Origin of the sequence: Sedimenticola sp. (assembly GCF_050289425.1) — a bacterium.
In the GTDB taxonomy this organism is placed as follows: Bacteria; Pseudomonadota; Gammaproteobacteria; order Chromatiales; family Chromatiaceae; genus Sedimenticola.
This window is the reverse complement of sequence record NZ_JBNKFS010000008.1, coordinates 136,452-148,506: the sequence shown is the minus strand read 5'-3', so window position 1 is coordinate 148,506 and position 12,055 is coordinate 136,452. Positions and strand designations below refer to the sequence as shown.

At 56.1% G+C, this 12,055-nt stretch carries 12 protein-coding genes; 4 read left to right on the top strand and 8 right to left on the bottom strand.

What is annotated here, in order from left to right:
• Positions 1 to 235 precede the first annotated feature (235 nt).
• Both ACQY5R_RS07870 and ACQY5R_RS07865 read right to left on the bottom strand, forming a co-directional pair.
• Complete coding sequence (locus ACQY5R_RS07870; RefSeq protein WP_428606651.1) at positions 236 to 1,801, bottom strand: AMP-binding protein; 1,566 nt, start codon at positions 1,799 to 1,801, stop codon at positions 236 to 238.
• A 169-nt stretch (positions 1,802 to 1,970) separates the two neighbouring features.
• Entirely contained in the window at positions 1,971 to 2,525 is a 555-nt protein-coding gene (locus ACQY5R_RS07865) for a hypothetical protein (RefSeq protein ID WP_428606649.1), read from the bottom strand.
• Positions 2,526 to 2,704: 179 nt separating this feature from the next.
• On the opposite strand from ACQY5R_RS07865, the gene ACQY5R_RS07860 reads away from it, so the two are divergent.
• The 3 genes from ACQY5R_RS07860 to ACQY5R_RS07850 all read left to right on the top strand — a co-directional run bounded on the left by ACQY5R_RS07860 (position 2,705) and on the right by ACQY5R_RS07850 (position 6,071).
• Complete coding sequence (locus ACQY5R_RS07860; protein WP_428606646.1) at positions 2,705 to 2,956, top strand: hypothetical protein; 252 nt, start codon at positions 2,705 to 2,707, stop codon at positions 2,954 to 2,956.
• A gap of 258 nt (positions 2,957 to 3,214) precedes the next feature.
• Positions 3,215 to 4,330, top strand: a complete 1,116-nt coding sequence (locus ACQY5R_RS07855) for a Glu/Leu/Phe/Val family dehydrogenase (RefSeq protein WP_428606644.1) — start codon at positions 3,215 to 3,217, stop codon at positions 4,328 to 4,330.
• A gap of 31 nt (positions 4,331 to 4,361) precedes the next feature.
• Positions 4,362 to 6,071 carry a fatty acid CoA ligase family protein gene (locus ACQY5R_RS07850; RefSeq protein ID WP_428606641.1) on the top strand — a complete coding sequence of 570 codons (1,710 nt, stop codon included), beginning with the start codon at positions 4,362 to 4,364 and terminating at the stop codon, positions 6,069 to 6,071.
• A 6-nt stretch (positions 6,072 to 6,077) separates the two neighbouring features.
• Here the strand turns inward: ACQY5R_RS07850 and ACQY5R_RS07845 are convergent, their stop codons facing one another.
• Positions 6,078 to 6,743 carry a hypothetical protein gene (locus tag ACQY5R_RS07845; protein ID WP_428606639.1) on the bottom strand — a complete coding sequence of 222 codons (666 nt, stop codon included), beginning with the start codon at positions 6,741 to 6,743 and terminating at the stop codon, positions 6,078 to 6,080.
• A gap of 170 nt (positions 6,744 to 6,913) precedes the next feature.
• On the opposite strand from ACQY5R_RS07845, the gene ACQY5R_RS07840 reads away from it, so the two are divergent.
• On the top strand, positions 6,914 to 7,480 hold the full coding sequence (locus tag ACQY5R_RS07840; RefSeq protein WP_428606636.1) for an NnrU family protein: 567 nt from the start codon (positions 6,914 to 6,916) through the stop codon (positions 7,478 to 7,480).
• Between the two features lie 108 nt (positions 7,481 to 7,588).
• On the opposite strand, the gene ACQY5R_RS07835 is transcribed toward ACQY5R_RS07840, so the two are convergent.
• The 5 genes from ACQY5R_RS07835 to ACQY5R_RS07815 form a co-directional block, all read right to left on the bottom strand.
• The gene (locus tag ACQY5R_RS07835) at positions 7,589 to 8,317 is read right to left on the bottom strand and encodes a glutathione S-transferase (protein WP_428606633.1); all 729 of its coding nucleotides are present in this window, start codon (positions 8,315 to 8,317) and stop codon (positions 7,589 to 7,591) included.
• 107 nt (positions 8,318 to 8,424) lie between these two features.
• Positions 8,425 to 8,940, bottom strand: coding sequence for a hypothetical protein (locus ACQY5R_RS07830; protein WP_428606630.1), 516 nt, complete (start codon positions 8,938 to 8,940; stop codon positions 8,425 to 8,427).
• 10 nt (positions 8,941 to 8,950) lie between these two features.
• A complete protein-coding gene (locus ACQY5R_RS07825) occupies positions 8,951 to 9,547 on the bottom strand; it encodes a YhgN family NAAT transporter (RefSeq protein WP_428606628.1) in 597 nt (198 codons plus the stop codon).
• A 226-nt stretch (positions 9,548 to 9,773) separates the two neighbouring features.
• Positions 9,774 to 10,355: an N-acetyltransferase family protein gene (locus ACQY5R_RS07820; protein WP_428606626.1), complete on the bottom strand. Its 582-nt coding sequence runs from the start codon at positions 10,353 to 10,355 to the stop codon at positions 9,774 to 9,776.
• Between the two features lie 212 nt (positions 10,356 to 10,567).
• Positions 10,568 to 11,827 carry a metallophosphoesterase gene (locus tag ACQY5R_RS07815; RefSeq protein WP_428606623.1) on the bottom strand — a complete coding sequence of 420 codons (1,260 nt, stop codon included), beginning with the start codon at positions 11,825 to 11,827 and terminating at the stop codon, positions 10,568 to 10,570.
• Positions 11,828 to 12,055: the final 228 nt, after the last annotated feature.

Sequence of the window (12,055 nt, the reverse complement as noted above, 5' to 3'; positions counted from 1 at the left end):
TGCCTCCAGGGGCAAACGGCCTCCCCGGCAACTGGTGAAGAACACTATCAGTTCGTTGGCTCTAAACATACAAGGGGCAAGTATAGGGGTTTGCCCCTGCTGGTCGGGTGCTGTACTACGGGCAGACACAGGGGTCTGCCCCTACAGGCCAGGCGTTTGTAATACGGGCAGAGACAGGCGCCTACCCCTACACCTGATGAATCGACGCCGATGATATAACGGATTGATCTACCCGCTACACCTCCGCTACACCGGCATAACGTTCACGCAGCAAGGGCTTCTCTATTTTTCCGGTGGCATTACGCGGTACGTTGTCGAAGTAAAAGCGCCGCGGACGCTTATAGCGGGGCAACCGCTCTGAAAATGCGGTCAATTCTTGTTCGGTCAGGCTGCGCCCCTCTTTGAACTGGATGATCGCCGTCACCAACTCCCCCAGCCGCGGATCCGGCGTACCGATCACCGCAATATCCTGGATGTGCGGGTGCTCCAAGAAATAGTGCTCCACCTCCACCGGCGAGACATTCTCCCCACCGGTGATGATCAGATCCTTCTTGCGATCCACCAGCCAGATAAATCCTTCACTGTCCATTCGGGCAATATCGCCGGTATGCAGCCAACCGTCGCGAATCGTCTCCGCCGTGGCCTCCCGATTGCGGTAATAGCCCTGCATCACCCCAGGCCCCTTGACCAACAACTCACCGGACTGCCCGGTTGGCAAACGGTTGCCCTGATCATCCACGATACACGCCTCCCAGTCGAAACCGGGCTTGCCGATCGCGCCTATTTTGTGGCTGTTTCCCAGGCCGAGGTGGATACAACCGGGTCCGCTACTCTCGGTCAACCCGTAGTTGGTGTCGTACGCATGGTGTGGAAAAAGCTTCTTCCACGCCTTGATCAGATTGGGAGGGACCGGTTGGGCACCGATATGCATCAGCCGCCACTGATCCAGCTTATAGCGGCCGAAATCAAGTTCACCATTCTCCCAGGCGATCAATATATCGTGTGCCCAGGGCACTAGCAGCCAGACGATCGTCGCCTGCTCTTCGGATACCGCCTCCAGGATCCACTCAGGCCGCGCCCCTTTTAACAGAACCGCCTTGGCGCCCACCACGAAATTGCCAAACCAATGCATCTTGGCGCCGGTATGGTAGAGCGGTGGAATGCAGAGGAAATTGTCCTCATGGGTTTGACGATGATGTTGATTCTCCACATAACAGGCGTGCTCCAGATTACGCTGGGTGAGACTTACCGCTTTGGGTAGACCGGTGGTACCGGAGGTAAAATAGAGCGCCGCGGGGTCAGTGATCTGCAGCGCGATACCCGGGGGTTCAGCGTTCGCACCACTGACAAAGTCGGCGTAGCGAACGGCATAGGAAGGGCAATCGGCATCCGGGCCAATGTAGACATAGCGCTGGATAGTCCGATCCAATGCCGGTTTGACCGCCTGAATACGCGCCACAAACTCCGGCCCAAACAGCAGAACCTTGGCTTCGGCTATCTCGTTGCAGCGCTGAATGAGTTCGGATTCAAAACGAAAGTTGAGCGGAGCGGCGATAGCGCCGGCGCGCAGAATACCGAAATAACAGGGCAACCACTCGATGCCATTCATCATCAGGTGTAACACCCGATCACCCCGTTTTACCCCTTGGGCAATCAAGGCATTGGCGAAACGGCTCGCTTCCTGGTCAAATGCCTGCCAGCTAATCTCCCGGCGCTGCCTAGCGGCGGGATCACGCTCTACCAGCGCTATTTCATCGGCAAACATGCGCCCGTTGCGGGACAATATTTCGGTAATCAGCATCTAGGGAACTGGCCTGTCACTCGGTTATCGGTGACCTCTGAAATGCCTTCCCCTCCCGCCGACCAATTAACGGGGGAGGCAGAAACAGCACAGGTCATGTGGAATTAATTTATCACACAAGCCAACGCTGATGCGCCCCCTGAATCACCGCGCCACCTAGCGATCATCGCTACAGCTCAACGCTGGCTATCGCGCCCAGCGCCTCCTGAATCTCCATGAACAGAGGCAATTCCGATTCAGACAGATCCGCCATCGCGCCAAAGCAGCGCATACGCATGACGTTGGGTTGCGTGTCCGATTTCAGCCAGATGTCGTAGTAGCGGGACACCAGAGGCTGGCCTGTCTCCCGCAGAGAGAGGGCGATAAGCTTCAGCCCGGCCACCTGCAAACGGGGCTGACCAACAATCTGCGTCTCACCCTGCTGAACCCGGACCACCTCAAAATTATCCGGTTGGATCTGCTGTGGCGTCTGTCTCAGCTCCCGAACCTCAAAACTGCAGCTTGGCCAGTACTGATCCAGATCGGAAAAATCGGTTGCGGCTCCGCGCTGTACAAACTGGCGGACATGCCCGGCCTTGATCGCCAGAGCTTGATGCAAAACGATATGACTGCCGACCGGAATCCGATAGAAACGCGATGAGGGATCCCGCACCGACTGTTCGACGCAGGCGGTTATCGAGAGCAGTAGCACGCTGGCAAGGGTCAGTTTCAATAAGGTTTTCATCCGTCACCTCTGTATCTTGGCTCATCGACAATAGACCGCCCGAACCTGTCGCGGGTTTCACTAGATAAATTATATGTCCCGATTGGACTTAGGTCCCAGTTACAAAAATTGACAATTTATCCCGACCGGTCCGGGTCTATAATCGGAGCTGAGTATTTACCAACCATAAGGATTATCCCATGAAGTCATTCTCTGCACTGCTGTTAAGCGCCCTGTTAATGCTCACCGCCGGGAACGCCCTGGCCGCTAAGAAAGAGGGTAAGGCCTATGGGGCCGGTGGCGTTTCGGAAGAGAAAATGAATGAAGCCGCGGGCGAGCACCGCAAAGCCTATGCCGGTGAAAATGAGAAACGCATGAATGAGGAGAAAGAAAAGAAAGAGAAGGAGATGAAAGAGACCAAGGAAAAGAAAGAGAAGAAATCGAAAAAGTAACTAGCCGCTAACCTATCGGCCGCCCCACACTGCTCAGTCTCCGTCTGAGTGGGGCGGCCAGCTAACCGCCAACACCCCGCGGCCAAGCAAGAAACGTCTCTTGCCACCATGTGTACTGTTCCATCCTCGCCCAGACCGACTCCAGAGAAATATATGCTTTACTTAGGATATTCCTGATTTTTTCGGCACGGCGTCCGGCATGGGATTGCCGACACATTCACCGAAATCATAGACATCCATAACAGAAGGATCCCAGTCATGAGTGAAGCATTTGATCAGGTGGATGAACTGGGCCCAGCCAAAATCATCCACGTCTATGAACCCTCCCATCATCTCAAGGCAATACTGGTAGTGGACAATGTGGCTTGCGGACCGGCCATCGGCGGATTGCGTATGGCACCCGACGTCAGTGCCCGGGAGTGCGCCCGGCTGGCTCGCGCCATGACCCTGAAAAACGCCGCCGCGGGCCTCCCGCATGGCGGCGGCAAATCGGTTCTGTTCGGCGATCCTAAGATGCCCCGGGAACAGAAAGAGCCGCTGATCCGAGCCTTTGCCTGCGCCCTACGGGGCAACGATGAGTACATCTTCGGCCCCGACATGGGCACCGACGAAACCTGTATGGCCTGGGTCCAGGATGAGTTGGGTGGCCGCGCCGTCGGTCTACCGCGGGATATCGGCGGCATCCCCCTGGACGAACTGGGTGCCACCGGCTGGGGGTTGAGCAGCGCCGTGGATGCTGCCATGGATTACGTCGACTTTGCCCTGGACGGCGCCCGGCTGGTGATCCAGGGCTTCGGCTCGGTGGGTATCCATGCCGCCCGCTTTTTGACCCGGAAAGGGGCCGTGGTGGTGGCGGTAGCCGACTCCCGGGGTGCCATCTACAACCCGGATGGACTCGACCTGGATCGCTTGATCGAGCTTAAATCCGCCGGACACGGCGTCAACGAATACCCGCACGGGGAGAAACTGGAACGGGATGCGGTGGTGGGTATCACCAGTGATATCTGGATACCGGCAGCGCGGCCGGACGTGGTGCACGCCGGCAATGTGGGGCAGATGGATACCCGTCTGGTGGTGCAGGGCGCCAACATCCCCTTTACGACGGAGGCCGAACTGGCCCTGCATGAGCGAGGCGTGCTGGTGATCCCCGACTTCATCGCCAATGCCGGAGGCGTGATCTGCGGCGCCATGGAGTACCGGCATTTGAGTCAGCAAGCCGCCTTTGATGCGATTGACGAGAAAGTAAGCACTAACACCGCTGAAGTGCTGAAGCGGTCAACCGAGCAAAAGATACCCCCCCGGCTGGCGGCGGAGCAGATGGCCGGTGAACGCGTCAAGCGGGCAATGGCGACCCGCCGCTGGTCTATCTTTTAGGCTATCTGCAAATACGCGAGGATGCCGCGGCATGACCGAACTGACAACCAGCTATTACCACTGCGGCAGTGACCGACCGCTGCTGGGCGACACCCTTCCCCAATGGCTGGCCAAGGTCACGGCAGAGCAGGGCGATCGGGAAGCGGTGGTCGCCAGACCCCAGTCGCGGCGTCTCAGCTACCGCGCCTTGGCCGTTGAAGTGGATCAACTGGCAAAAGGCTTGCTGGGTTTCGGTTTCAGTAAGGGCGACCGCATCGGCATCTGGTCGACCAACAACCTGGAGTGGTTGCTGCTGCAACTGGCCACCGCCAGCATCGGCGTGATTCTGGTGAATATCAATCCCGCCTACCGCGGTCACGAACTGGCCTACGCCTTGCGCCGATCCGAGGTGCAGGGACTGTTTACCATTCCCGCCTTCCGCCGCAGCAACTATCTGGCGATGCTGTTGGAACTGTTGCCGGAACTGCAAGAGCCATCCGGGCAGCCACTGCAGAGTGACGACTTTCCCGCACTGCGCCAAGTGATCGTCTACGACCCGCAGGCACCGGACCAAACAGCGCGTCCCACACCCGGCATGCGCGTCTGGCAGGATGTTATGGAAGCGGCACGGTCGGTCTCAGACCAAGCGCTGGATGCCGTCACCGCCACGCTGGACCGGGACGATCCGATCAACATCCAATACACCTCCGGCACCACCGGCTCACCCAAGGCGGTACTGCTCAGCCACCACAACCTGCTCAACAACGCCTGGTTCGCCGCCCAGGGACTGCAATTCGGACCCGCCGACCGGCTTTGCGTATCCGTGCCCTTTTACCACTGTTTCGGCATGGTGCTGTGCAACCTGCTCAGTCTCTCGGTCGGCGCCTGCGTGGTGATCCCGTGCGAATATTTCGATCCGCTGCAAGTGCTGGAAACCGTTGTGGCGGAACGCTGCACCGCATTACATGGCGTCCCCACCATGTTCATCGCCGAACTGGGCCATGAACAGTTCAGCCGCTTCGACCTCAGCTCATTGCGCACCGGCATTATGTCCGGTGCGCCCTGTGCACCTGAGCTGCTGCGCCGGGTCACCGAACAGATGCATTGCCGCGAAATATTGATCGGCTACGGCCAGACCGAAGCCTCGCCCCTGACTCACCTGTCCCACCCGGATAGCAGTGTGCAGCAGCGCACCGAGACGGTCGGCATCAACCTGCCGCACCAAGAGGTGAAGCTGATCTCCACCGAAACCGGCCGCACCGTACCCATCGGCGAAGTGGGGGAAGTCTGTTTTCGCGGGTATCACGTGATGCGCGGTTACTACGGCGATGCAGAAGCCACCGCGCTTGCCATCGATCCGGCGGGCTGGCTGCACTCCGGCGACCTGGGGATCATGCAGCCGGACGGCTACCTGCGCATCACCGGGCGGTTAAAAGAGATGATCATCCGCGGTGGTGAAAACATCTATCCGCGGGAGATCGAAGACTTTCTCTTCACCCACCCCAAGATCGCCTCGGCGGCGGTATTCAGTCTACCTGACCCCTTTTACGGCGAAGAGGTGGTCGCCTGGATAAAACTGCAGCCGGGAGCACAAGCGAGTGAAGATGAGATCCGCCGCTTCTGCCAAGCCAATATCGCCCACTTCAAGGTACCGAAACAGATCCGTTTCGTGGACGAATTCCCCATGACCGTCACCGGCAAGCTGCAGAAATTCCGCATGCGGCAAATGATGCTGGAGGAAACCGAGCAAGCAGAGGGCTAACCGGCTTCAACCGCCGTTGAAGTAGAACCAAAGCGGTACCGGCGCAACCGCCACGGCCAGCAAGGTGACATATCCCCAATACGGGATAATTTTACTCATCCCCACCACCAGTCCGATCCCACCACCACCACCGATTAGCGCATTACCCGGCAGATTCAGCGCCGCCGCAATGGTCAGGTAACGGTGATTGACCAGAAACAGTGCCAACTTGTCCGGCAATTTCTCCTGTAGCAACTGCAGACGCTCAAGCCGACCCAGCGGTTCAAGCTGCAGCACCAGTGATCGCGCCTGATACAGGTGGAGCCAGTGGAGAAAGCGGCAAACCAGCTTGGGGGAAATCAATCGTCCTGCCAGATAGCTGATCGACAAGGCCGCCAGGGTGGAGAGATAGACCAACACGGCCCCTTTGCTGCCGAACAGCATCATCAAACCCAGTCCGACCTCGATACCGGGCATAAACGGTGTTGCCATCAAAAGGATATAGATCAGCACGATACCGATCAGAAACAGATCCATCATGCGACCGTGTTTAGGTATCACCTCATGATTGATCAAGGTTTCGATCCACTCCCCGGAAAGGTGGAGCGCAAACAGAATCAGGATAAGCAGTAGTACCTTAAGATAACGGTTCCGCTTGATGGATTGCACCTGCCGCCAATTGACCATTAGCATGTTGCACCTTTCATTACGTCCCGCCGCTTACCCGGAGACCGTCAACGCACTATACGCGAACTATCCACTGTCAGCCCTATCAGTATAGGCCGCTCGGCGAACACCTGCCCTGGCGACAGCGGATCCAGCTGCTACAGTTCAGAATAACAATCTCACAGAGAGTGCATCCCATGACACTACTGATCACCGGGCTGATACTGTTCTTCGCCAGCCACTCGATCTCCATCATCAACGAGCCCTGGCGCAACCGTATGGCCACACGACTGGGTGAGAAGGGCTGGCAAGGACTTTATGGCTTGATCGCCTTGGCCGGTTTCGTACTCATCATCTGGGGATACGGTCAGGCACAGCAAGCGCCAAACCCACTGTACGTGCCCCCGTCCTGGACCCGGCCCATCGCCCTGCTGCTGATACTGCCGGTATTTCCACTGCTGGTCGCCACCTATTTCCCCGGACGTATCCAGGCGATAGCCAAACATCCGATGTTACTGGCAACCCTACTCTGGGCACTTGCCCACCTGCTGGTCACCGGCACCCTGGCAAGCGTGCTGCTGTTCGGGAGTTTTCTGCTGTGGGCCATCGCCGACCGGCTCTCCATGACCCATCGGATACAACGTCCGATCCAGGGCGCGCCGCCCTCCAATTGGAACGACCTTATCGCTCTGTTGGTCGGTCTGGTAATCTACGGCGGCTTCCTCTTTTGGCTACATCATTGGCTGTTTGGGGTAGCGCCGTAGTCGACTCGAAAAGTAAGCGGTCAGTTTGATGCCCTACGTCTGCGCCGATTGGAGAGCGGTTCGGGTAAGGTAACCGATATTTCCGTTACTTTTTTGAAACGTCCCAAATTACTTCCGATCCAACTCCGGGTAACGGCGGAAGATCCCGTCCTCGTTAAACGGCAGGCGGCGTGTTGAATTTAGGTAGGCGAGGATATTCGGTCGACGCGCCACCCGATCATGCAGTGCCACCAGGCCAGGCAGGGTCGGTTCCAGTCGCGCCATCATATTTGGAAAGGCGTAACGCAGACCGGCCATCACTTGAAACAGTGACAGGTCCACATAGCTAAGGCGCCGACCTACGATGTAACGGCGACCACCACTATTCTGTTGCAACACCTGCTCGAAATAACCCAGCAACTCCGGCGCACGCGCTTCGGTAAAAAAACGGGCACGGCGTTTTGCTTCCCGTTTCTGATCTTCATAGTAGAGCGAGCTGGCCACCGGATGGTGGGTATCGTGTACATCCACGACCAGATCTTCCACCGTCAACTGCAGTTGATGCACCCATAGCCGACTGGTTTCCGACTTAGGTGCCAACTCCAGCTTCGGACCCAGGTATTGCAGGATATTGGCGGTCTGGGCGATCACCAGGCGGCCGGCGCGCAGGAAGGGTGGGGCGAAGGGTGGCCGTGCCGATTCTACTCCCCGCATCAAACGCTGCATCGCCGCGATGCCTTTTCCGCGGCCACGCTCCCGGGCTACGTCACGGTACGGAGCCCCGGCTTCCTCCAGGGCCAAACGGATAAACTCACCGCGTCCCTGAATCGAAGGCCAATAGAACAGTTCGTAGCGCATGGGTCCCTCCTGTGAATGACGTGCACGATTGAGAAGCCGACACTTCCAGCTTAGCCGCAGATAGGCCAAAGATCTCTGCCTGGCCGAGACCCTATGCGGCTACACGGTTAGGGATACAACTGAACGATGCCACTCTTACCGGCAAAATCTCCCACGATCCAGATCTGCTCGAAGACATGGTTACCGGGAACATCGATACGGTGCTGCAGCGTTTCAATCTCGCGGGCGGTCCAGGCTGGATGGGCATTGCGGATCACCAACCAGACCCTCCGCGTCTTGTAACGCTTGGTAGCCTTGTTGTTCAGAATACGATTCAGCGCCTTGAGCAGACGCTGATGGGGATCGCTCTCCCGTTCCAGCCGGCGTAACTCTCCCCGCGTCTCGCTACTCAAGTTGCGACCCAGGATCCGCATCGCTTCCTGCTCGGTACCGTAAAGGTGGGCGATCTCAAGATCCAGCCGCTCACCCTCCAGCTTGCAGGAGACGTCTGGCTTGCTTGGCTGATTGTGCCAGATATGGCGGATCTTTCTGCCCGTATCATGCTCATACCAACGCATGAACAGCTTGGCCGCCTGGTGCTCTAGCTCGATTTTTTCATGGTCACTGAACTGATTGGGCGACATGCTGGAACGACTACAGGCTTTGTACGAAATTCCGGATCCCATTCAACAGCATTTGAGTCGCCAGTATCACCAGGATCATTCCCATAAGCCGCTCCAAGGCGCGTGCCCCCCGTGTACCGATAACGGCCAGTAAGAGTGGTGACATCACCAATAGGATAGTTACCCCAATCCAGGCAATGAGCAACGCCAAACTCCATTCCACAATACGGTCCGGTTGATTGGAACTCAGCAGCAACAGCACGGCGATGGTTGAGGGACCGGCAATCAGCGGTACCGCCAGCGGTACAATAAAGGGGTCATCATGTACCACCTCATCGTCCGCCGCTTTGCCGGGGAAAATCATCCGCAGCGAAATAATGAACAGCAGAATACCGCCCGCGATGCTGAGTGAAGGTTGGGTCAACCCCAGAAATCCCAGAATGGCATTTCCGGCCAACAAAAAACCCAGCAAGATAAACAGGGCAATAAACAGTTCCCGGGCGACGACCAGGGTACGGCGGCGCCGGTCCAGCTTAGCGAGTACCGCATTGAATACCGGCACATTTCCCAATGGATCCATGATCAGGAACAGGGTAACGGCGGCGGAAGCGATGTCGGTCCAGTTCATTGTCCAGATCCTAATGTTGACGGCCCGAAAACCAAAAAGGTCGCATTATATCCCCTCTCCCCTCGGGAGAGGGTTAGGGTGAGGGTGAGGGGTACAATTGCAACGCACAACCGAAATCAATGATTGCCGAGTTGATACTTGCTGGCAGGATAACAGCATAGATAGCGGCCAATCTCTAGTGGGGAAGCAGGTTTTCTCCGTATCCACCAACAGACCGGTTCTGCGATCAAGCATCATCGGCAATCGCACCACCAACACGATCTTGCAGCATGCCGCTACCGACCCCCAGCGCCCGCTGCATCAGCACAGTATCAACCCACCGACCGAGCTTAAATCCCACCGCTTCCAGCGTACCCACATGGCGGAATCCAAGTCGCCGGTGCAAGGCGATGGAACCGGTGTTGCCGCTGTCGCCGATAACCGCCACCATCTGACGCCAGGGGCCGGTCTCGCAACGGGAGATCAGTGCGGCAAGCAGCGCCATACCGACGCCCCGACCCTGCATTCCATCCGCTACATAAACCGAGTCTTCAATAGTATTGCGATAGGCGGGGCGGGGCCGATAGGTCGTCGCATAGCAGTAACCGACAACCCGATTATCCAGTTCTGCAACCAAGTAGGGGAAACCAAGGTTTAGAACATCTTCCCACCGCGACCGCAATTCAGCCACGGTGGGCGGAATCTCTTCAAAGGTGGCCAAGCCGTGCAGTACCTCACGGGCGTAGATCTGTTCAATTACCGGGATATCAGCTTCTGCCGCATCCCGAACCGTGATACCCGATACCCGAGATGGATTACCCTGCTGCATCACTCCTTCCCTCACAGTCGTTTGTGCTGTCTGGTGCCCAACAATAATCCGTATCTCGGTAAAACATCAACCACCCCGTTTCAGCTGGGGTAATCAGAAAAGTATCCTGATCACCCAATATGGAGGGAGATCGAGTAACCCTTTGTAGGTAGATATTTTAGGTGACGCAATCACCTCCCTACCGCGATGAACAGATCTGCCACATATTGCTATTATGCGGAGATCGTTACCGGCCCCATCAACGGTTTATCCGCCACTTTATAAACGCCATTTGTATGCACGATCTTCCTTACACTTACGGCATAGCCGCTCTTAAGTACCTCAATTTCGATAAAGGTAGGGTGCTTCGGATTTGCCGTATTATTCATGTCCGGCACAGATGGGCAGTTAAACCCCGAGTTGGCGTAAATAAAGTTGGAACCGGACTCTGTCTTCAACTCCTGGAGTGCCGATTTCCCATCCAGCGGTACATGGGTGTGGCCCATTACAACGATTTTTGACAGGGAGCTTTGGGCAATCTCTTTAGCATACGGTGCCAAATTGTTGTCAACATCGGGGTCTTTCAGCGCCTTCCAGGCTCCCGTGTAACCCAGCTTTTCCCCATTTGGCGATGTTTTATTTTTCCATGTGTCAAACAGATCGGAAAAATTGGAGCCGGCCTTATCCAGGGTGGTAATCTTTGGCCAGCTGTGTCCCGCCACATGTGGCAGCGTGATCGTACTGTCCCAGCCAAACCCCGTCACTTTGTAGATAGCATCGGCAATACCGGCACCGACAGAGTGAGTAGCCGCGTAGGCAACAATATCGGCATAATCTGCATCGGTAAAATTGACGCCGGAAGGCTCGCCGGTATTCGGTAACTCCGCAACATTCTTTTTACCGCTCTTCTTGAGTTGTTGATTGGCATAATAAGCCCCAGCACGGGTCGCGTAATAACCGATAGGCAAGGGAGATAGGGCATTCGCCTTTTCAAAGTCCGGGGCGCACATCATGGAAAAATCATGGCCATGCGTACAGACGATATGTTTATCACCCATGGGTGAATAGAAGCCTGCTTTTTCCAAAGTGATTTTGGCGCCAAATATCTTGTTCAACATATCTTGCGTCATCGTCATGTCGTGATTGCCTGGAATAAATACGCATTTATCCACCATCACAGACGCTTTAGCGAGTGGGCCCATACTGGCCGGCTTATTGAAACCGAAAATGCCAGGATTTGCCCCAACAATTGTTTTTACCGATGGAAGGTCGTTATAAAAATCGGGTGGCGTTTGATCGGGTAGATAGGTCCAAAAGTCCACCAGATCGCCCAGCAAAACCAGCTCGGAAATCCCGGCACTGTTGGCGATGACATAATCCAACGCGGCAACCAAGTAAGGCTGGTGAATGGAAGATTGATACCAGTTGGTAGGCTCATTGGTACCAATATGGATGTCGCTCAAAATAATAATTTTATTTTTTATGCCGGACATGTCACCTCTCCTTGATAGTGAAGGCCAAGACCTTTGGTCCTTTATTGACAAATTATTGCCGGATTTATGAATAATACCTCCTGAGTGTAGTAGGTATATTGCTAGTCCAAGACAGACATGGTCGACAAGTCTGTGATTAATATACCGTGCGATTGATATGACCACAGGCTGTCTGTGGTTTGAATTTGTTGTCCCGATGCGGTTTATCGCAACAGGTCCAGTAAAGTG